The 22225-nt window shown below is 64.9% G+C and carries 14 protein-coding genes; 7 read left to right on the top strand and 7 right to left on the bottom strand.

Annotation, left to right across the window (positions count from 1 at the left end; genetic code table 11):
- Positions 1-1101 (top strand): PepSY-associated TM helix domain-containing protein, encoded by a 1101-nt coding sequence (locus tag BM244_RS05455; protein WP_093397871.1) that lies wholly within the window; start codon positions 1-3, stop codon positions 1099-1101.
- Between the two features lie 94 nt (positions 1102-1195).
- On the opposite strand, the gene BM244_RS05450 is transcribed toward BM244_RS05455, so the two are convergent.
- Positions 1196-2185, bottom strand: coding sequence for a FecR family protein (locus tag BM244_RS05450; RefSeq protein ID WP_139226867.1), 990 nt, complete (start codon positions 2183-2185; stop codon positions 1196-1198).
- Complete coding sequence (locus tag BM244_RS05445; protein ID WP_093398148.1) at positions 2118-2702, bottom strand: RNA polymerase sigma factor; 585 nt, start codon at positions 2700-2702, stop codon at positions 2118-2120. Before BM244_RS05445 ends, BM244_RS05450 begins: the two co-directional genes overlap by 68 nt.
- A 204-nt stretch (positions 2703-2906) precedes the next feature.
- Between BM244_RS05445 and BM244_RS05440 the strand changes: the two genes are divergently transcribed.
- From BM244_RS05440 to BM244_RS05415, 6 genes are all read left to right on the top strand, one after another.
- Positions 2907-5693 carry a TonB-dependent receptor gene (locus tag BM244_RS05440; RefSeq protein WP_093397868.1) on the top strand — a complete coding sequence of 929 codons (2787 nt, stop codon included), beginning with the start codon at positions 2907-2909 and terminating at the stop codon, positions 5691-5693.
- An 8-nt stretch (positions 5694-5701) separates the two neighbouring features.
- A complete protein-coding gene (locus tag BM244_RS05435; RefSeq protein ID WP_093398147.1) occupies positions 5702-7792 on the top strand; it encodes a penicillin acylase family protein in 2091 nt (696 codons plus the stop codon).
- 17 nt (positions 7793-7809) lie between these two features.
- Entirely contained in the window at positions 7810-8277 is a 468-nt protein-coding gene (locus BM244_RS05430) for a hypothetical protein (protein WP_093397866.1), read from the top strand.
- The gene (locus tag BM244_RS05425; protein WP_093397865.1) at positions 8274-9503 is read left to right on the top strand and encodes a dipeptidase; all 1230 of its coding nucleotides are present in this window, start codon (positions 8274-8276) and stop codon (positions 9501-9503) included. The genes BM244_RS05430 and BM244_RS05425 overlap by 4 nt, the downstream gene beginning before the upstream one ends.
- Before the next feature lie 271 nt (positions 9504-9774).
- Entirely contained in the window at positions 9775-12027 is a 2253-nt protein-coding gene (locus tag BM244_RS05420) for a TonB-dependent receptor (protein WP_254784312.1), read from the top strand.
- 26 nt (positions 12028-12053) lie between these two features.
- Positions 12054-13223 carry a pyridoxal phosphate-dependent aminotransferase gene (locus BM244_RS05415; RefSeq protein WP_093397863.1) on the top strand — a complete coding sequence of 390 codons (1170 nt, stop codon included), beginning with the start codon at positions 12054-12056 and terminating at the stop codon, positions 13221-13223.
- A 219-nt stretch (positions 13224-13442) separates the two neighbouring features.
- On the opposite strand, the gene BM244_RS05410 is transcribed toward BM244_RS05415, so the two are convergent.
- From BM244_RS05410 to BM244_RS05390, 5 genes are all read right to left on the bottom strand, one after another.
- A complete protein-coding gene (locus tag BM244_RS05410; protein WP_175518074.1) occupies positions 13443-14696 on the bottom strand; it encodes an aminotransferase class V-fold PLP-dependent enzyme in 1254 nt (417 codons plus the stop codon).
- On the bottom strand, positions 14696-17074 hold the full coding sequence (locus tag BM244_RS05405; protein ID WP_093397862.1) for a TonB-dependent receptor plug domain-containing protein: 2379 nt from the start codon (positions 17072-17074) through the stop codon (positions 14696-14698). The genes BM244_RS05410 and BM244_RS05405 overlap by 1 nt, the downstream gene beginning before the upstream one ends.
- A 219-nt stretch (positions 17075-17293) precedes the next feature.
- Positions 17294-18283 (bottom strand): phospholipase C/P1 nuclease family protein, encoded by a 990-nt coding sequence (locus BM244_RS05400; RefSeq protein ID WP_093397860.1) that lies wholly within the window; start codon positions 18281-18283, stop codon positions 17294-17296.
- A gap of 18 nt (positions 18284-18301) precedes the next feature.
- Positions 18302-19456, bottom strand: coding sequence for a YdcF family protein (locus BM244_RS05395; RefSeq protein WP_254784275.1), 1155 nt, complete (start codon positions 19454-19456; stop codon positions 18302-18304).
- On the bottom strand, positions 19453-21972 hold the full coding sequence (locus BM244_RS05390) for a TonB-dependent receptor (RefSeq protein ID WP_093397859.1): 2520 nt from the start codon (positions 21970-21972) through the stop codon (positions 19453-19455). Before BM244_RS05390 ends, BM244_RS05395 begins: the two co-directional genes overlap by 4 nt.
- Positions 21973-22225: the final 253 nt, after the last annotated feature.

Below are 22225 nucleotides of genomic sequence, written 5' to 3'. Positions count from 1 at the left end.
ATGGCGCTGCTCGATACGCTGCACCGCTGGGCTGGCGGTTTCCTGGGGCTGGTCCTCGCGTTGCTCGGGCTGACCGGCGCGATCCTGGTGCACCGCGATGCGTGGATCATGCTGCCGCATGCCAGCGACGCGCAGATCCAGAGCACGCGCATCCTCGCCGCGACCACCGAGCGGTTGATGGCGGACCCCGCGAACCGGCCGCAGAGCATCACCTTCGCCAACGCCAATCTCGGGCTCGACCGGCTCGATTTCGGCAAGGGCGCAGGCGCCTATACCGATCAGGCGGGTACGATCGTCAGCCAGTGGCAGAGCCAATGGGCGCGGCCTGAATTGTGGCTGTTCGACCTGCATCATCATCTGTTTTCGGGCGACACGGGCGAAACGATCATCGGCATCGCGGGCGTAGCGGGGCTGTTGTTCGTGATCACGGGGACGATCCTGTGGTGGCGGACGCGCAAGACGTTCGCGTTCCGCCCGCTGCCCAAGCGTCTCAGTCGTCCGGCGATCGTCCGGCATCACCGCGATCTGGGAATCGTCGCGGCACCGTTGCTGATCCTGTCGCTGCTGACCGGCGCGACATTGGTGTTCCGGCCGATCAGCGCGCTGTTCCTCGGCCCCAGCGCGCCGGCGACGATCGACGCGGCATTGAAACCGCCAAAGGGGCCCAAGGTCGCGCTCGCCGACCATCTCGACTGGCGGGGCATGATCGTCGCAGCACGCGCGCGCTTTCCCGACGCCGAACTGCGCAGCCTGTCGCTGCCGCGCAAGGAGAGCGGGCTCGTCACGATCCGGATGAAGCGGCCGCAGGAGTGGCTGCCGAACGGGCGGACGACACTGTGGTTCGCGGCGGATGACGGCCGGCTGATCGGCGCGCGCGATGCAGGCTCGTTGTCGACTGTCGTGGCCGCATACAACATCCTGTACCCGCTGCACGCGGCGAAGGTCGGCGGACTCGGCTACCGTCTGGTGATGACCGTATCAGGTATCGTACTCGGCCTGCTCGGCACGTTGAGCGTCTGGAGCTTCTGGTTCAAACGGCCAGCGCGGAAGAAAATGCGGACAGACCGTTCAATCGTAGAAGCCACAGGAACGAACGCCTGAATTGGGGGGAATGGATATCGCTCGAGAGCGTCCATTTCTGGGTCGTAGAAGATCTCGGAAGGTTAATGCATACGATGGATGGTGAATGCATAACCTAATTACCCGGCAGAGGTGTAAGAAGTATCGATCCATCGGTGTTTGCGACCGTGCGAACAGGGAAGCTTTGTTGGACGGCGTCGATGAACTGCGTCGAGTCGGACGTTCCAAAACGTCCGCCGATGCGGAGTGCGGCTAGCCGATTGTCACCAAGAATTATTGGCGCGCGTCGGTATCGGTTGAATTCCGCGACGGCTTGTTCGAGGGTTTCGCCGTCGAGTTCAATCACGCCCTCTTGCCATGCAGTGCGTTGTCGGATGATCGCTTCGCCCAGATGGTTCGTCTCCGCGACCCCGCCGCGTATGGCGGCGCCATAGCCCGCTGCTACGGTGCGCAGCATCCTGCCCCCCTTGCTGATAGCGACCGCGCCGCGGGAGACGGTCAATTCGACCAGTTCCGCGCGGATCCGTACGTTGAACGCGGTGCCCAGCACGCGGAGCAGGCTGCCGCCGACCTGTACGTAGAAGGGGCGTTCCGCGTCATGCGCGACATCGAACATCGCCTCGCCCTGCAACAGGCGGACGACGCGGCGGCTGGTTTCGAACGCGACTGCGATGACCGAGCCGGTGTTCAGGTCGATCCGGCTGCCGTCGGTGAGCGATACCGAGCGACGCGTGCCGATATCGGTGGTGTAGCGTGCGTCGCGCGATCCGAGTGCGAGCGTCGTCGCGATACCGCCGACCGCGCTCGCGGCGAGCAGGCCGGCGAGCAGCGTACGTCGATGCGTCGGCGTGGCGATCCAGTGGGCGGTCGGGTGAGAATCTCCGCGCACGGCGTCGCCTTGCGGGGTGACCGCGCGCAGCCGACCTGCCGTCTCCCACGCGCTCTCCGCCCGGGCGAGAGCGATCGCGTGGAGCGGGCTCTGGCCCGCCCAGTCCATCGCGATCCGTTCGCGCGCGGGATCCGGGGTCGACGAGAGGCTAGCGACCAGTCGCGCCGCATCCGCGTCGATCTGGCATCTGTTCGTGTCCGCGGTCGTATCGCTCAACGTCGGCATCCTCGCGGTCCCTGATCGCCTGCATAATGCGGGTGATCGCCTTGGTCAGGTGCTTTTCGACTGTAGAAACGGACAGACCCAATTCTTCCGCTATCTCGGTCATCGAACGATCGTGCACGCGCCGCAAAAGGAACACGCGGCGGCATTGCGGGGGCAGCGTGTCGACGATCACCTTCAGACGGCGGAGTTCGTCGCGCGCATGAAGCCCGGCCTCGACGCTGTTGTCGACATGAAGAAGATCGAGATCGGCGACGACGTCGAACGAGACGATCTTGTCGCGCCGCGCGATGTCGATGATCAGGTTGCGCGCGATCTGGAACAGGAAGGCGCGGCCGCGATCGATCCGCGTAAAATCGGTGGAGGCATAGGCGCGCGCCATCGTCTCGGCGGCCAGATCCTCGACGTCGTCGCGGTTGCGGACGATCCGGCGCAACCGTGCAAGCAGCGCCGGTTCGTGCGGCAGCACGACGGTCTTGAACCAGGTATATCGATCGATATCGGCAGCCACGACGCACTCCCGGGCGTTCGAGTTGCCTCTCCTAAAAGCGTCTTCGATTCGTAACAAACCACGCCGCCGCGATCCTGTCCAGTGCGTGGAGGTGCGTGAAAGGCGGCGAGACAGTCTGAAAATTTCGTGAACGACGGGTGGCGGGTTTTTATCGGCAACTCGTTCGAAGGGGCAGGACGCTACGGATCGGGGGATCTTCGCCACATGCCAGCCTTCTCTATTGTCGCACGCAGCCTGGCCGGATGTGCCGTTATCGTCGGCCTGCCGACCGCCGCGATCGCCAAGCCGCAAGAGGTCAGCTTCAGGATTGCCGAGCAGCCGGTGCAGGCCGCGCTCGCGCAATTCTCGCAGCAATCCGGGCTGCGTCTGCTCTACCCCTATGAACAGGTCATCGGGCTGCGATCGCAGGGCGTCAGCGGCGCGATGTCGCCCCGCGATGCGCTGACACGGCTGATCCGCGGCACCTCGCTGAAGATCGTCGTCATCAAGGACGGCTATGTCGCGTTGCGCGCCGACACGGCTGCACTGCGGCCGGTCGCGCTGGCGGCGACGATGACGCGACCGATGGCAGGGCAGGTCGTGCAGCGTCGCGATGCCGCGCCGCCGCCGCCCGCGGCCCCGGAGGCCCAGGTGCAGGAGGATGCCGGCAGCGATATCGTCGTCACCGGATCGCGGGGCCAGCCGCGAACGGTCGCGGACAGCCCGACGCCGATCGATGTCATCGGTGGCGCTGACCTGCAACGCACCGGTCGGTCGGGCGTCCTCGCCGCACTCAACACGCTGATCCCGTCGTTCAACCTGCCGTCACGCGCGGGCGGGGGCACGTCCACGGTGATCTCGACGGGCGGCCTGCGCGGGCTGAACCCCGACCAGACGCTGATCCTGGTCAACGGCAAGCGGCGGCACAAGACGTCGCTGATCAACGCGGTATCGACCTATTATAACGGCTCGGTACCGGCGGATCTCGACATGATCCCAACCGCCGCGGTCGATCATATCGAGGTGCTGCGCGACGGTGCGGCGGCGCAATACGGGTCGGATGCGATCGCCGGCGTCATCAACATCATCCTGAAGAAGTCGTCGAGCGGCGGCTTCGCGACCGCCAGCGCAGGCCAGAACATGGACCGAAGCGACGGCGAACTCTATCGCGCCGAGTTCGATATCGGCACGAAGCTGGGCGAGGACGGCTTCCTCAACGTCGCGGTCGGCGCCAAGAAGCAGCTCGCGTCCAACCGTGCCGAGCCGATCGCGTCGACGATCCGCCTCTATCCGCTGGTCGCCGGCCAGCTCGATCCGCGCGAGGCGACGATCGATCGTCAGGTCACCTCCAATTACGGCACGATGCCGCAGGAGAGCATCAACGGCAGCTACAATGCGGGTTATGACCTAGGCGACGTCACGCTCTACAGCTTCGGCACGTACGGCCAGCGCAAGTCGGACCTGAACTACACCTACCGCCCGGCGACCAACGCCAACTCGCTGCCGGGCGTGTATCCCAACGGCTTCTATCCCCGCGTCGTGATCGCCGAGGAGGATTACGAGTTCGCGGTCGGCGCGAAGGGCGTCGTCGCCGGCTGGCACTGGGATTTCAGCAGCACGCTCGGCAAGAATCGTTCGCGGCAGAATGCCGACAACACGATCAACGCCTCGCTCGGACCGACCAGCCAGACCGAATTCTACGTCGGTACGCTGGTGTCGAAGGAGGCGGTCAATTCGCTCGACCTGACGCGTGGCTACAAGGTCGGCGGCGGCAACCTCCAGGTTTCGACCGGTATCCAGCACCGGATCGAGAGCTATCAGATCAAGCAGGGCGAACCCGCGAGCTATGCGGCGGGGACGTATACGAGCAGCCTCGGCCGACCATCGCCCGGCGCTTCGGGTGCGGCCGGGTTCACGCCCGACGATGCGGGCTTCATCAAGCGCAACAACTTCGCGGGGTATCTCGACGTTGCCTATGATCCGACGCGCGACATCACGATCGGCGGCGCGGTGCGCTACGAGCATTATGACGACGAGAGCGGCGATACGCTGATCGCCAAGTTGAATGCGCGCTATGCGATCACTCCGTGGGTTGCGTTGCGCGGGGCGGTGAGCACGGGGTTCCGCGCGCCCGCGCTCGCACAGCAGATCTATGCGTCGACGACGGGGCAGTTCCGCAATCTCGGCAATCCGCCGGTGCTCAACCTGTTGCAGATCAAGACGCTGCCGGTCGGATCGCCTGCCGCGATTGCGCTGGGGTCAGAGCCGCTGACGCCGGAGAAATCGACCAACTTCAGCGGCGGGATCGTCCTGCAACCGCTCGAACGTCTGACAGTGACGATCGATGGTTATCAGATCAAGGTGAAGGACCGGATCGCGATCACCAGCACGCTGACCGGCGCGGCGGTGTCGGCGATCCTGATCGCGAACGGCCAGTCGCCCGATATCAGCGCGCAATATTACACCAACGCGATCGACACGCGAACGCGCGGCATCGACGTCGTCGCGACCTATCGCCACCCGCTGTTCGACGTGGCGACCCTGTCGTGGAACCTCGGCTACAACTACAACAAGACGATCATAACCGGGGTGAAGGACAACCCGGCGGCGCTGGCGTCGCTCGGCGCGGATTACGTGCTGTTCGACCGGCTGTCGCGGAGCAACCTGACGGTCAACCTGCCGCGGACCAAGCTGTTCATCGGCAACGTCGCGACCGCAGGCGACTTCTCGCTGAGCACGCGCGTCGTCCGCTATGGTGGGTTCAAGGCATACGGCAACGCGGTCGTCAGCGATCGGTCGTTCGGCGCGAAGTGGATCACCGATCTCGAATTCGCGTGGCAGGCGACCAAGCAGATGAACCTCGCGGTCGGCGCGAACAACCTGTTCAACACCTATCCCGACCGCAACGACACCGCGACCAACGTCAACACCGGTGCGGGCTTCTATTCCACCGGCGGCGCCTACGGGTTCACCGGCGGCTTCTATTACGGCCGCGTGTCGGTCGAGTTCTGAGGATGAGCATGCGCAACCTTGTGATCGTGAGTGCCGTTATCGCGGCTGGCCTGGTGGCACCCGCCGCAACTTCGAAGACGCCTGTCGCGAAAGGCGGCGAGATCCTGTGGGACAGCTTCGGCGTGCCGCATGTCTATGCGAAGACCGAGGCGGGGATCTTCCACGGCTTCGGCTATGCACAGGCGCAGAGCCACGGCAATCTGCTGCTCCATCTGTACGGCGAGGCGCGCGCGCGGGCGGCGGAATATTGGGGCGACAAATACGCGGCGTCGGACAAATGGCTGATCGCCAACGACGTGCCCGAGCGATCGGCGCGCTGGTATGCGCAGCAGACGCCGCAGTTCCGCGCCGACCTCGATGCGTTCGCGGCCGGAATCAACGCCTATGCCGAGGCGCATCGCGAGGCGCTCGATCCGACCGTGTTGCAGGTGCTGCCGATCCGCGGCGTCGACGTGATGGCGCATGCGCACCGCCTGATGAACTACGTCTATATCGCGTCGGAACAGAAGGTGCTGGCGAACCCGGAGGCGAACGAGGCGGGCGGGTCGAACGCCTGGGCGGTCGCGCCGTCGCGCTCGGCGAGCGGCAAGACCCTGTTGCTCGCCAACCCGCATCTGCCGTGGTCGCCGAGCCTGCTGACCTATTACGAGGCGCATCTGAACGGGCCGGGGCTGTCGCTGTACGGCGCTACGCAGGTCGGGCTGCCGATCCTGCGGTTCGGGTTCAACGACCACTTGGGGTTCACCAACACGGTCAACACGATCCTCGGCTTTACCGCGTACAATCTGAAGCTGGCGGACGGCGGGTATAGTTTCGATGGCAAGACGCTGCCGTTCAAGACGGTGGGCAAGAGCTTCAAGGTGCGGCAGCCTGACGGTACGCTGAAGACGGTCGCGTTCGAGCAGCGATCGAGCGTGCAGGGTCCGGTGTTCGCGACCCCAGACGGGCGCACGATCGCGTTGAAGGTTGCGGGACTCGACCGGCCGGGCGTGCTCTCGCAATATTACGAGATGGGCCGCGCGCGCGACTGGGCGCAGTTCCAGAGGGCGGTGCGGCGCGTCCAGGTGCCGATGTTCAACATCGTCTACGGCGACCGTGCGGGGCACATCCTGTACCTCGACAATGGTATCCTGCCGAAGCATCCGGACGGCGATTTCAGGACATGGTCGCGGCCGGTGGCGGGCGATACGTCGAAGACCCTGTGGACCGACGTGCACGGCTATGACGACCTGCCCAAGGTGCTCGATCCGGCGTCCGGCTTCGTTCAGAATGCGAACGATCCGCCGTGGGTGTCGACATGGCCGCAGGTGCTCGATCCCGCCAAGTTCCCGGCTTATGTCGCGGTGCGCGGGCCGATGAGCCAGCGCGCGCAGATGTCGGTCAAACTGCTCGCCGAGGGGCCGAAGATCAGCTTCGAAGATTTCGTCGCGAAGAAGCTCACGACGCGGTCGCTGATGGCGGACCGGTTGCTGCCCGAACTCGTGCCGCTGGCGGAAGCAAGCGACGACCCCGAACTCAAAAGCGCGGCGGCGTTGCTGAAGGGGTGGGACCACCGGTTCGAGCCGGACTCGCGCGGTGCGCTGCTGTTCGAGACCTGGGCGCTGCTGTTCTCGCCGACCAACTTCACGACGCTCAAGAACTACCGCGAGACTTGGTCGGCGGAACGGCCGCTCGCGACGCCGACTGGGCTGAAGGATCCGGCGGCCGCGCTGGTGATGCTGAAGGCGGCGGTGGCGAAGACGCGGACGCTGTACGGAGCGGTCGATCGGCCGTTCGGCGAGGTCTCGCGCTTCCATCTGGGAGCGGTCGACCTGCCGGGGAATGGCGGGTTCGGGAATACCGGCGTGTTCCGGACGATGACGTGGGGGCCGATGAAGAACGGCCAGCGCACGCCGCTCCACGGCGAGACCTGGGTGTCGATGGTCGAGTTCGGGACGCCGATGAAGGCGGTCGGGCTGATGAGCTACGGCAATTCGAGCCAGCCGGGATCGAAGCACGAGTCCGACCAGCTCTCGTACCTCGCGAACAAGACGTTCCGGACGCTTTGGACGACGCGCGGCGAAGTCGAGAAGCATGTCGAAGAGACGACCAAATTCTAAATTCGGGGAGACGACGGATGATGAAGTTCTGGATGGCGGCAGTGTTGGCTGCGATGACGGCGACACCGGCGATGGCGAAGGACGCGCATAGCGGCACCTGGGTCTCGAACGAGGCGAAGAGCTACTGGAGCGATGGCAAGTTTCCCAAGGGCTTCAAGCTGACGATCGAGATGAAGTTCGAGCCGAACAAGCTGGTCTATCACGCGGTCAACACGACGCGGCCCGAGACGCCGTACATCAACGATTTCGTCGCGACGCTCGACGACAGCGTCAGCCCGATGGACAATCCGCGCTTCAACGAGATCCGGATCAAGCCACTCGATGCGGACACGTTGCAGGTGCTCGAGCAGAAGAACGGCGACGTCATCGTCGGCCAATATTGGCGGTTTGCCAAGGACGGCAAGTCGTTGGTACGCTGGGGCATCGGCAAGGCGCCGGACGGCAAGTCGAAGGCGTTCCTCGAATGGTTCGATCGGGTCAAATGATGCGCAAGATCATCGCCGTTCTCCTTGCCGCGCCACTGATCGTCGGTGCGGCACCTGATCCCAAGACGGCTCGCGCGGTGCACGAGCGCGCGATCGTGCTCGATACGCATTTCGATACGCCGGCCAATCTCGGGCGCGCCGGGTGGAGCATCATGGGCCGCCACGACGTCGCGGTGACGGGCGACCAGGTCGACTATCCGCGGATGGTGGAGGGCGGCGTCGATGGCGGGTTCTTCGCGATCTATATCGGGCAGGGGCCGCGCACGCCCGACGGCGACCGCGCCGCGCGCGATGCCGGGCTGGTCCGTGCCGTCCAGATCCGCGAGATGGTTGCGGCGCACCCGACCGTGTTCCGGCTGGTGACGACCTCGGCCGAGGCGCGCGCGGCGGTCGCGGGCGGCAAGCGGTTCGTGTTCATGAGCATGGAGAACGGCTATCCGTTCGAGGCGGACCTGAGCCTCATGCGGACGTTCCAGCGGCTCGGCGTGACGATGATGAGCCCCGCGCATTTCAAGAACAACGACCTCGCCGACAGCGCCACTGACAAGCCCGAATGGAACGGCCTGAGCGAGAAGGGGCGCGCGTTCGTCGCGGAGGCGAACCGGCTGGGGATCGTGATCGACGCATCGCACAGTTCGGACCTGTCGCTGCGCCAGATGATAGCGCTGTCGAAGGCGCCGATCATCCTGTCGCATTCGGGCGTGCGCGCGATCTTCGACCATCCGCGCAACGTGACCGACGCCGACCTCCGGCTGCTCGCCGCGAAGGGCGGCGTGGTGCAGGTCAATGCGTTCAACGGCTACATGGTGCCGCAGCCGAAGATCGCCGAGCGCGATGCGGCGATGAAGACGCTGATGACCGGCATCGACTTCGAGAAGATGACCGACGCGGGTCGTCGGAAACTGGTCGCGGGGCGCAAAGCGATTGATGCGAAATGGCCGGTGCCGAAGGCGCATTTCGACGACGTGATGAAGCATTTGCTCCACGCGATCGAGGTGGCCGGGATCGACCATGTCGGGATGAGCGGCGATTTCGACGGCGGCGGCGGAGTCGAGGGGTTCGACGACGTCACCGACTATCCGAAGATCACCGCGGCGTTGCTCGCCCGCGGGTTCAGCGCGGCGGACGTGGCGAAAGTGTGGGGCGGCAACGCGCTGCGCGTGCTCGACGCGGCGCAGCGGCTGGCCGACCCAGGCGTGAAGCCGGCGATACCCGTGACGTCGTGATCGCGAGTTCGGCGAGCCGCAGAATGGCCGCCGCAGCCTGAACGAGGGGGAGGAGACCGGGACGCCGTACACGGTGGCCGGTCGGTCTGAAGGCACTCAACGGTCGGTTCGCCGACCCAAAAGGGAGCCTCTCGCATTGACCAAAGCCCGTTATTCCACCGGCACCGCGCTCGCGCTGTCGATCGCACTTGCCGTGCCGACGTTCGCCTCCGCACAGGTTGCGTCGGCGGAGAATGCCGAACCCCAGGCTACCGAGGAACCGACGGGTGAGATCGTCGTCAGCGGGCGCCGCATCTCGCAGGCGGACGAGGCGGTCGGGCAGGATCGGATCACGAGCACGGTCGCCGTCACGCGCGAGGCGCTGCTGTCCGCGCCATCTGGGATCTCCGGACTTAAGATGCTGGAATCGCTGCCGGGCTTCAACGTCCAGACCGACGGCGCGCTCGGGCTCTACGAGTTCGGCAACAGCGTACAGGTGCGCGCGTTCAACCTCGACCAGATCGGCTTCATCCTCGATGGCATCCCGACCGGACGCAGCGACGCGTTCGGCGGCAGCCCGATCTTCCGCTATGTCGACAACGAAAATCTCGGGATCGTCGAAGCCTCGCCGGGTGCGGGCGGGGTGACGATGCCAAGCTATTCCTCGCTCGGTCCGATCGTGTCGTATCGCTCGATCGAACCGCAGGAGACGTTGGGCGTGTTCGCGTCGCAGAGCTTCGGCGACTTCGACATGAAGCGGACGTTCGTGCGCGTCAGCACCGGGCGGGTCGGACCGGTCAAGGCCTATGTCAGCCGGACCAAGCTCGATACCGATCTGTGGCGCGGGGCAGGATCAGTCGACCGCGAACATTGGGAGGCGCTGGCGCACGTCGATCTCGGCGGGTCGAGCTGGGCGCGGTTCAAGTTCGTCTCGAACGACTTTTTCGATTATGATTCCCCGACACTGTCGCGCGCCGAATACAACTCGACCACGCCCGATCTCGCGGGGAACGTCGGTCGGTATCGCGGCTATTACGACCAGCCATTGCCCACATACGCGCCGGTCGCGGGCGGCCCGCAATATTCGAACGCGAACTACACCTATTACTACGGGCAGGCGATCAACGTCCGCAAGGACAAGCTGTACGGTGGCACCGTGCATCTTGGCATTGCCGACGGCGTCCATGCCGAGACGACGGTGTATTACGAGGACAAGGACGGCTGGGGCAGCTCGCCCGACAGCTATGCCAACACGCTGACCTATTATAATCGCCAGCGGCTCGTGTCGGGTCTCTCGCTGACCGCGCCGCGCGGAACGCAGTTCGGCGTGTCGAGCCTCGGCGGCTATCGGCAGGGCATCCTCCAGAGCCTCCACGCCGATGTCGGCGCGCATGCGCTCGATGTCGGGATCTGGGCGGAGGACGAGAAATACCGGCGCTACCAGCGTCGCCAGAATACCCTCGATGGTTCGCCCGCCAGCGATCCGAATTACGACGAACTCGTCTATGCCCGGCGCGACTACACATCGAAGCGCGCGACCGTGCAGATGTACGCGCGCGATCGGATCAGGCTGACCGACAGTTTTAGCGTCGACCTGGGCGTGAAGGCGCTCGATCTGGATTACCAGCAGCGCGGCTACCGCGATTATGCCGATTACGCGCGCACGGTGAACGGCGTGAACGTCGCCGGCTGGGGCCCGCAATATAACCGCGCGCATTATTCGGACTATTTCCTGCCGACCGCGGGTATCCTGTTCAAGCTGCCCGACGACCGATCGCAGCTGTTCGCGTCCTATGCCGAGAACATGGCGATGCCTAAGGGGATGGATGACATCTATTCGATCGCCTATGCTAATTCGGCAGCGGTCGTCGCGGCGCCTGCTCCCGAACGGTCGAAGAATATGGAGCTGGGCGTCCGCACCACGCAGTCGCAGTTCTTCGCGTCGCTGACCGGCTATTACACCAAGTTCGACAACCGCATCCAGTCGATCACCTCGATCCTGCCGGGCACCACCAACGTCACCGAGACCTTCTACCAGAATGTCGGCAGCGTAGAGGCGTATGGCGCCGAACTGCTGGCGAACTTCAAGCCGACCGCGTTGCGGGGCTTTGCGTATTTCAACGCGAACGTGACGTACAACCATGCGCAGTTCCAGGACGACATCGTCGCGGCAACGACGACCTATCGAACGTCGGGCAAATACCTTCCGGACAGCGCGAAATGGACGGTCTCCGGCGGGGTCACGGTCGAACCGACATCGTGGCTGGTTGCCAACCTGACGGGCAAATACACCAGCAAGCGGTTCTCGACGTTCGACAACAGCGCGGGATCGTCGGTTCCCGGGTTCACCGTGTTCTCCGCCTATGCCGATATCGGCGACGGGTTTTCGCTGGGCCCGGTCAAGAACGCGAAGATCCGCGTCAATGTCGACAATCTGTTCGACAAGGACGTACTGTCGTTCATCTCGCCCGCGATTACCGGCGACGGTCTGTTCCGCCCCCTGAGCCCGCGCACCGTACAGCTCAGCCTGTCGGTCGACCTTTGATCTCTGTTTCCAGCGAGGATTTTGCCATGACCGAACAGACTTCTCTTCCCGAGGACGCCCGCGACGACCTGCTCGACCGGGGCTATTCGCGGCGGCAACTCGCGCGGGTCGCGGGGATCTTCGGGGCGGGGGCGGTGGCCGCATCGCTCGGGCGTCCGGCCTGGGCGTCGGCGGGCGTGCCCGATCCGGCTCCGACCGCGAAGGTGCGGATCGGCTCGAACGAATGCTGGACCGGGCCGCTGCTGCCGGGCCAGCGTGCCGCGCAGAAGATCATCGCGAACAGCAACCGTTATGCGCCTGCCGACGAACGCAACGATTTCCTGAAGGCAGTCATGGCGGTGGAGGGCGTGCCGTACGACCATATCGCGCCGTGGCCGGGCTCGAGCGATCCGTTGTCGCGCGCGATCGTCAGCTTCTGTTCGCCGCAGCGGGGTCTGGTCACCGCCGACCCCACGTTCGAGCTTGCCGGGCGAACCGCGGACTGGCTGGGTGCGCCAGTGAAGCGCGTGCCGCTGACCGCCGAGTACGCGCACGACGTGCGGGCGATGCTGGCGGCGGATCCGAACGCGGGGCTGTATTACATCTGCACGCCCAACAATCCGACCGGGACGATCACGCCGATCGCCGACATCGAATGGCTGATCGCCAACAAGCCGGCCGGATCGATCGTGCTGGTGGACGAGGCCTATACGCACTTCGCGGGCGTTCCCGTGGCATCGCCGCTGGTGACGGCAGGGCGCGACGTGATCGTGCTGCGGACCTTCTCGAAGATTTTCGGGATGGCCGGCATGCGGATGGGCTTCACGATGGCGCGGCCGGATATCCTGGCGAAGATGATCCGCTACGACGGCGGGATGCAGTCGGGGGCGCTACCTTTGCCATCGCTGGCATGTGCGACGGCAAGCCTGACCGCGGCACCGCTTATCGCCGCGCGCCGGAACGAAATGGTGCAGGCGCGGGGGATCGCACTCGATCACCTCCGTGCGCGCAACATCACGGTGAAGCCTACCAATGCGAACATGTTCATGATCGACTGGAAGACGCGCCCCGCAAAGGACGTGCAGGCGGCGTTCCGTGCGCAGAGCGTCGAGATCGGGCGGTCCTGGCCGATCTGGCCGACGGTGTCGCGTGTGACGGTCGGGTCGGCGGCGGAGATGAAGGCGTTTTGCCTCGCGCTCGACAAGGTGATGGCTTGAAGTACATCTTGAATTGATGCGTATCCAACGCCTGTCGTGCGGCCAATGCACTTTGACCAACGGTCGTCTCCGTCAGAGCTCCTGATCGGCCTCTCGTTCTGCACTGCCAAGGGACGGTGTCCCTCGGCAGTGCTCTCTGAATTCCGAGAATCGTGGACGCGGATGTCGGTACTGGAATGCGACGATGATGAGCGATGTCGGATTTAGTGCCCGGACAAATCAAGTGGTCATCTGTTCCAAAGCAGACGCCAGCTTGTCCATGTCCGCCATCGTGTTGAACAACGCGGGGGTCACCCGTACGCATGCCCCCGCGGCAGGCCCGTCGCGGTGTACGGTGAATATACCGAACCGGTCCAGCAACGTCTTCGCGATCGCAACATTGTCCGCGGAGCTTGTCTTCCCGGCGACGCGAAACGCGGTGATGCCGCCGTGCAGCGCGGGATCGTCGGGTGTCAGAACCTCGATGCCCCGGATCGTGCGCGCGCGCGTGACCCATCGATTGCGGAGCGCGGCCAGTCGGTCGGCGCGGCGCTTGCTGCCAATCTTCTCCTGAAACGCCAGTGCCGCGGGCACCGTCAGCGGCGCGGCGAAATCAACCGTCCCGGTATGAATGCGCGCATTGATGGTATCGCGGTCCGACGCCGGATTGGCGGGGTCGCGATCGATCGCTGCCAGGCCCGCCCGGTGGATATGGATCGCGCCGACACCCAACGGCGCGCCGAGCCATTTGTGGCAGTTGATCCCGACATAATCGCAATCGAGATCGGCCAGCGTCAGGTCGAGCTGGCACCAGCTGTGGGCGGCGTCGACGATCGTCGCGATCCCGCGCGCACGCGCCATCGCGGCGATTTCGCGGACCGGCAGGACCAGTCCAGTACGATGGCTGAGATGCGTGAGAAGGATCAGCTTGAGACGTGGGTTCGCTTCCATCGCCTGCGCATACGCATCGATCAACGACTGGTGCGTGGCCGGCTCCGGCAATGCGATCCGCACCACCGACACGCCGCGGCGCGGACCAAGACTTTCCATGCACGCCTGCATGCTGTCGTAGTCGAGATCGGCGTAGAGCACGGAATCGCCCGGCGTCAGGCGATTATAGCCCAAAATCAAAGCCTTCAGCGCTTCGGTCGCGTTGCGCGTGAACGCGACCTCATCGGGTTTGACCTGCAACGTCGTCGCCAACGCATCGCGTGCCGCGATCCAGTCGGCGATCATTCCGCGCCGCGTGTAGTAGCTGGTGTCGCGGTTAACGCGCTCGAGGTTGCGTTCATACGCCTCGAGCACGGGACGCGCCATCATGCCCCAATTGCCGTTCTCGAGCTGGATAACCTCCCGCGTCACGTCGTACTGGGACGCGATACCTTTCCAGAACGCGGCTTCGTCGACCGCCCCGGACGGAAAGGTACCTGCCCGTGCCACCGCGGGCAGGGCGGCGGCTCCGGCGAGGAACACGCGGCGATCGACGATGGCCATCAGAAGTTCATCCCGACGCGCACGTAATATTGCCCGCCATCGGTGTCGTACGGGGCATTGCGCGAGTAGATGAGCCCGCGAACGGCTTGGTTGGTGGCCTCCGCCGGATAGGTGTTGGCGACGTTCTCCGCACCGATGCGCAGGTTGAAATGCTCGTCGAACCGGTAGCCCGCCGAGACGTCGAACAAGGCGATCGAGCCGAACTTCTGGAACAGCTCGCCGGTCGCATTGCCGGTGACGTCAGTCCAGCCGCCGTAATAGCGCGCGCGGGCCAATAGCGACACCGCACCGATATCATACCCGATCGAGGCCGTGCCGTTATGTTTGGGCAGGCGTTCCTCGAAGATACGGCGCTGCGTATCGTTGGGGATCGCCGCGGTGACGCCGCTGCGGACCTTGGTCTGGTTGTAGTTGTACGCGAGGCTGAGACTTGCACGGCCCGGTCCGACGCGGTGGGCGTAGGACAGCACCGCATCGATCCCGCGGGTGCGCGTGTCGAAATCGTTGGTGAAGAACGACACCGCCGTAAAGCGCTGCGGGTTGGCGAACGTCGCCGGCACCGCGAACGTCTGCGACTGGCCGAACCGGTTGTCGACGTCGATCTGGTAGATATCGACCGAGCCGGTCAGCCCGATGCGGCTCTGGAAGGTCAGCCCTGCCGTTGCCGTCTTCGATGTTTCGGGCGTCAGCGGCTTGGCGCCGAGCGCGATGGCGAGCGGATCGCTTGGCGACAGGCGGCCCTGGTTGAAGATCTGCAGCGTCGTCGTGTCCAGCCCCTGCGTGGTCTGCGACGTGTTGAGCTGCGCCGGGGTCGGCGCGCGGAAACCGGTCGAATAGGTACCGCGGGCGGCGATGCCCTTGATCGGCTCGAACCGGGCGGACAGCTTGTAGTTGAAGGTGTCGCCGAATTCGGAGAAATCCTCGTAGCGACCGGCGGCGCCGAGCGTCACCATGTCGATCGGCTGCCACTCGAGATCGACATAGCCCGCATAGCTGGTCTGGTCGAAGGTCCCCGCCAGGCTCTGGCTGAAACCGGGAAAGCCGTTCGAATTGGGCGCGAGACCGGTCGCGGCACCGGCGCCGACCGCGTAGGATGCGGGATCGCCGGCCGATACCTGATAGGTTTCGCGACGCCGTTCCGCGCCGAACGCGATGTTCACCGGGTGCGCGGTGCCGACCGGCAGGCGATAGACGAAGTCGGCGTTGAGGTTGAATTCCCGCTGTTCGAGTTGGCCGAGATAGAAGCTGGTCGGGCTTGCCGGCCCAAGCGAGGCGTTCAGGCTTTCGTTCAGCGTATAGGCGATCCGGCTGCGACCGGCGGCCGCGCTCAGGTCGTAGCTGAAACGGTCGCTCAGATCGCCGCGCAGGCCGCCATCGACCTGATAGTCGCTGAACGTCGTGCCGAAGCGCGGCGTGAAGCCGACCGGATAGATACTGCGGAACGAGAAGCCGGGAAACGCGCTGCTCGCGTTGTAGACGCTGCCGGTGCCCGCGGGATTGCGCCAGTTGAAGTCGGTGACGCCTTCGCCCTGTTGCGCGGTACCGAACAGATAGACCGTCGCCGCGTCGGCGAACGCGTAATGCGCGTCGACCGCACCGCGGATGCGCTCCTCGTCGGGCTGTCCCCAGCGCTGCACCGGGTTGGGTACGGCAAGGGTCGGGTTGGCTGCCTGGAACGCGATCGCGTCGGGGCGCTGGCGGGTGCGCGATGTCGCGTCGGATTTGTCATATTCGCCGGTGACGACGATCGCGCCGCGGGTCCCCAGTGCGATGCCACCACGGGCGCCGGTCTTGTATTCGTTGCCGTCGCCTTCGTAATATTGCGAGAACTGCCCGTACGCCTCCATCCCGGCGGTATCGTCGAGGATGATGTTGACGACGCCGGCGATAGCATCCGAGCCATATTGCGCCGACGCGCCGTCGCGCAGCACCTCGATCCGCTGGATCGCGAGCGATGGGATGCCTGCAAGATCGGGCGCCTGCGCACCGCGCGTGCCGAGCAGGGCGGAGCGGTGATAGCGCTTGCCGTTGACCAGCACGAGCGTCTGATCCGCGGACAGGCCGCGCAGGGTAGCGGGGCGGACAAAGGCTTGGCCGTCTGCGGCGGGCAACCGCTGGACGTTGAACGACGGCAGGAGCTGCGCCAGCGTATCGGACAGATCGCCCGATACGCTCGAGCGCACGGCGTCGCCGGACAGGACGTCGACGGGGGCGAGCGTGTCGAACTGCGTCCGCGACCGATCGCGCGTGCCCGTGACGACGATCTGGCCTTCTTCGCTCGGCTCGGTTGCGGTCGATGGGAAGGTCTGTGCCGTCTGAGCCAGCGCAGGCGTGCCGACGAGCAGCGCGACGAGCGCGCCGCTGGTGATGAATTTCATGATGCCCCTAGATGTTGCCGGCCTTGCCTCGGTCGGTTCGAAGGAGCAGCTATGCCATTCATTTTTCGTGTTGATGACGGAACCGCGGCACTTAAAAGACAAGCGATGTTCTCAGCGTGGGCCGGACGAATTCCTATGCATGGGCGTCTGAAACTGGGAAGCAGATGCCAGTCGTGAGCGTCCGCATCGAACGGTATATGTACCCGTAGCTCGTTACGATTAGTCGGGCGCCGAGCCGGTTTCACCGTTGAAGCGGGGGTTTGCGAAATCGATCGGGGAGGGGCGTACCTCCGCAGGCGCGGCGGCGCTTTCGTTCCAGGCACGGCATAGCATGTCGCGGAGCATCGCCGCGCCAGCCGTCGTCTGGGTGTAGACGAGCGCCCGCACGTCCTTGTCGGCGAAATCGGTAAAGCCGTTCCGCTTTTCGAGGATGTAGACGCGTTCCATCTTGTTGCCGGCGTCGTCGAGAAAGGCGAGGATCGCGTCGAACATGTCGCCGTCGCGGTGGCCCGGCGCGCCGATCCGCGGCGAAATATCGGATGCGGTCAGTTTCATCCCATCGACGAAGCCGCTTTCGAACCGGCCGTGGATCGATCGGTCGGTGGTGTAGCCTTTTGGATTGGATCCGCGCCAGCCATCGCTGTTGACCGAGTCGTGCAGAGGCTGCGCGCCGTCGCCGATGTAATGGCCGAGGCGGATGACGTCGAAGGCACAGTGCTGCTCGGCGAACGCGCTGTCGCGACCGGCCGCTTGTGCGGCGCGAACGTCGCGCATGCAGACCACGATCCGCTCATAGGCCTCGATCGCCGCATAGGGGAGGGTGCCGGTCCAGCGGACGTTGGTCCGCGCCGCGGTGGCGGGATCGGTGCGCTTGATCTTCTCGTGCTGCTTGAACACCGCGATGACGAATTCATAGCGTGATCGCGGGATCGGTTTCAGGAAGGTGAACTGCTCCCGGAACCAGCCATGGTTCGGATCCTCCGCGATCTTCGAGAAGTTTTCGGCTGCGCCACGCCAGGTGTCCGGCAGTGAAGCCGACCCGGCGATGTAGTCGACGTGGCGACGCAGGAAGACCGGGCCGTCGTCGGGGATAGCCTCGATTGCGGCGCGGTCGATCACGGCGTGCGCAGTGCCGCCCCAGGCCTGCGCCGACGTGGGCATCCAGGCTACGGCAAGAACGGCGATCGTGGCGAACAGGGCAGGGCGCATCACAGGCTCCAGACGGGATCAGGGATCGAGGGGGTCGCGCGGGTCGATGCGCAGGGATAATGGCGAAGGCCGGAACTCGAGTTCTGTCGGCGACAACCGCCGACCGACCTGGCCGGGAACATAGCCCAGTTCGGCCAGGTTGCGCTGCGCAAAGGCGGCGCTGGCGATCGTCTCGCTCTGCCCTGGATTGCAGACGATCACCGCATCCTTGTCGAGCGGTGCGCCCAGCGCGGCAAGCAGGCGAGTGGCATTGCGCAGGTTGGTCGTCGTGTGCCGGGCATAGGGTTCGACGACGATCGCGTCGGCCGGCACGCCGTAGCGTTCGATCAACGCAGCCCGCATCTGCTCGGCTTCGGTGAAGCGCGTGCCACGGGGATGCGCCCGCCCGCCGGTCAGGATGATTACCGCGATATCGCCTCGTGCAAAGCGATCCGCGGCGAGGCGGATGTGGTATTTGCCGAACGGGCTCAGTGCGGCGTCGGGGGTCTCCGGCCCGACGCCGGTGACGATCATCGCGCTATAGCGCCACCGCGTCCAGTCGAGCGACCTCGCGCGCCTTGTGGCAGCGGCGTTGAGCCCGCCCATCAGCGGATCGAAGCCGATCGCATCGGTTCGGTCGCTGACGTCGAGCAGCGCCAGCGCGAAGTCGACGCTGGTGTCGAGCGCTTGAGCCGATCCTGCGCGAGGAGTGCGCGAAAGCCAATCGGCGGCCTGCAATCGCGCGCGTACCTCGATCGGATCGATCGGGCCGGCGCCATCGATCTGGGGGTATCGCGGCACCTGACCAAGACCGAAGGTACGAAGAACGACGTTGATCCCTTCGATCTCGCGTTTAGCCTGTGCCGCGCTGCCGTCGTCGGCATACGCCGTGCCGGCCGGTACCGCCGTGGCTAGGGTCGCGGTCTCGGACGGGGTCCAGACCATCGCCTGCGTGATGCAGCCGAGGTCGTCGGCGCACGCGGCTCGCCGCTCGGCACGCGTCGCCAACATGACCGCGACGCCCGGTTTCGCCTTCAGCCGCTCGACCCCGCCCGGCTCCGTGCCGATCGCGTCGAGCAGCGGGAAAAGCCGGTGCGACAAGGCGCCGATGACGCGGTCGCCGACCGGCTCGGCCCCGGCAGGCACGCTCGCAAAGCCGAGTATCGCGGCACCAAGGGCCAAGGCGAGCCTCACCAGGATTTGCCGACGACGAGCCGGACGTTGCGGCCGAAGATCGGGCGGCCGTAGATCGCTTCGGCGCTGCCCTGACCACTCAACTGATCGGTACGGGTGTTGCCTTCGGTCAGGCCATGCGCGTTGAACAGATTGTCGCCGACCACCTGCACCTGCCACGTGCCGTGGCGCACCGTCACGCCAGCCCCGGTCGTGCCGTACGCCGGCAGCGCGGTATTGTTGTACAGGTCGACGAAGCGCTTCCCCATATACGTGTAGCGGCCATAGACCGAGACGGCGTTGTCGCCGAGATCGAAGTCGAAGCTCGGGCGGATGTTGCCGTAGATCTTGGGCTGGCGAACGATCTGCTTGCCCTCGGCCAGGACGGGATCGGCGCCGGTCGAGCTCTGGAAGTTCTTGTACTTCGGATCGCTGATCGTCAGCGCGCCGTTGAGCGAGAACCACGAGGTGAGCACCAGCGAGCCGTCGAACTCGATACCCTTGACCTGCGCTTCGCCGATAAAGGGGATGTTGACGTCGTTGCGCCCGGTGGACGGGTCGAATGCCAGGAACGAGGCGTTGAGCGGATCGAAATTGGTATAGAAGCCGGTGACGTACAGATACGAACGGCCTGCCGCCAGCTTCAGACCCGCCTCATACTGATCGGCGATCGTGGTCAGGATCGTCGGGTTGATGCTCATCACCGTCTGCACGCTCGGCGGCGTCTCGAGATGCGAGGCGCGACCGTACACGCCGATGTGCCGGTTGAAGTCGTAATTGGCACCCGCGGTCCAGTTGGTGACGTGCGGCTTGCCCGTCTGGTTGATGATGTTGCCCGTAAACGCGCGCGTCGCATCGTCCGCCAGTGTTGCGCCGTTGCCGAGATTTGCCTGCCCGGTCAGCGCGGCATACCCCGTGTAGCTGTAGCGTTCGTGGCGGATGCCTGCGTCGAACCGGAGGCCCGGAAGCACTTCCCACGTATCGTTGGCGAACACCGCGATCATCTTCGCATCCGAATTGCCGCGCGTGAGTGTCGCGGCATAGTTCAGCACGCCATTGTCGGTGACCGAACCGATCCGCGTTCCGGCGGCGTTATAGGCGACCAGGTCGAGCGTGCGCGGCTTGCCCGCCACCTCGATCAGGTAATTCTGGTAGATCGTCCGGCTGTCCTCGCCGTACAGGCTGCCATACACGCCGAGCTTTAGATCGTGGCTGCCGAACCCCGTCTCGAACTTCTTGGCCACCGAGAGGTTGACCTGGTTCGAATAGAATTTCGAATGGATGTCGCGGTACTGGCCCTGCACGACCAGACCGGAGGCGGCATAGGGATCATAGACGGTGTTGGTCCCGGCGAGCACATAGCCCAGCGACGCGACCGGACCGAACGCCGTCGTTGCGCGTGCGCTGTAACCACTTGCGAAGCTGTTCGCGTCGACCGGGTTGGTCGTCGAATAGAACGCGTTGAAGTCGAGCTTGCCCATCGTGAAGCCGGCCTTGGCGGAGACCAGCCAGCCGTCGAACTCGGCGTCGTATTGCGTGCCGATGTTGATCATCCGCATGTGACGGCCATTGGCAAGGTCGCTCGCCTGGTTCTGGACGACGCCCGCGCCATCGCGGTAGCGCAGATCGACGTTACGCAGCGCCGGGGAGTTCATCGTGCCGGAGAAATAGTCGATGTAGCGATCCAGCGAGACCGCCGGATTGCGCGGGTCGGCGGTCGGGATCGGCAAATAGAACACGTTGTGATCGTTGACGTAGTTGACGCTGAGCCGCAGCGAGCCGTTATCGAGGTCGTGCTTTATGTTGGCCCGGAACTGCCCGCCCTTGTCGTTCGGAAAGCCATTGTCGCGGTAGCCGTCGTGATATCGCACGAACCCACCGACCGCGTAATAGGTCTTGCCGCCGAGAGGCCCCGACTGGACGATATCGGCACGGTAGAGACCGGTGTCGCCGATCGTCACCTGCGCCTTGCCGCGCACGTCGTCGCGCCCCGTAACCTCGATCGCGTTGACGATCGCGCCCGAATAGCTGGCGTAGACCGGGGCGGGGCCGCCGCGCACGACCTCGACCCGCTCGGTCATCAGATCGGGCTTCAGGATCGCGTCGCCGCGGAAGAAAACGCCGTCATTCTCGTGGAACAGCGGCAGGCCGTCCTGCTGGAAACTGACGAAGCCACCGTCGTTCGGCAGGCCGCGGATACGGTAGATGTTCTGCACTTCGCCGCCGGTGATCTCGGTCTGGAAGCCGGGCAACTGGCCGATCAGGTCCGCAAAGTTCACCGGAGCGATCTTTTCGATGTCAGCCTGCGAAACGACGTTGATCGCATAGGATGCATCGAAGCGGCGTTGCGCGCGCGTCGAGCCCGTGACGATGATGTCTCCCTTGACGTCGTCAGGAGCCGCGGACTGGCCACTTGCGGGAACGGGATCGATCGCTTTCGCTGAAACCGCATCGGTGGCCTGGGCTTGAGCGGGTACGGCGAAGGCGGCGTACATCGCCACGAACGCGGTACCGGTTGCGAGAACGGATTTGAGCATGGACCCCCCAGAAGCTCTGCGCCGCCAAATCGGCGATCACGACCCCGTTGGTGTCCAAATGTTACACCCTCAATTATCAGACCAAAAAAATACCAATATTCGGTCGGCTCGCCGGTGGTGACACGGCATCAACCTTAGGACCGGGAGCGGCCGGGCGGCCTCGCCTGCACCCAACTGTCCTGCCATCGGCAAATCAGCTCTTCAAAGGAATGAGTGAAGCGGCGAGGCAGAGTACTGTCGAAAGAGACGGTCG

It is taken from the genome of Sphingomonas sp. OK281, assembly GCF_900115295.1.
Taxonomy (GTDB): domain Bacteria; phylum Pseudomonadota; class Alphaproteobacteria; order Sphingomonadales; family Sphingomonadaceae; genus Sphingomonas.
Note: the sequence above shows the minus strand (reverse complement) of the source record. Positions and strands in the feature narration are given on the sequence as shown.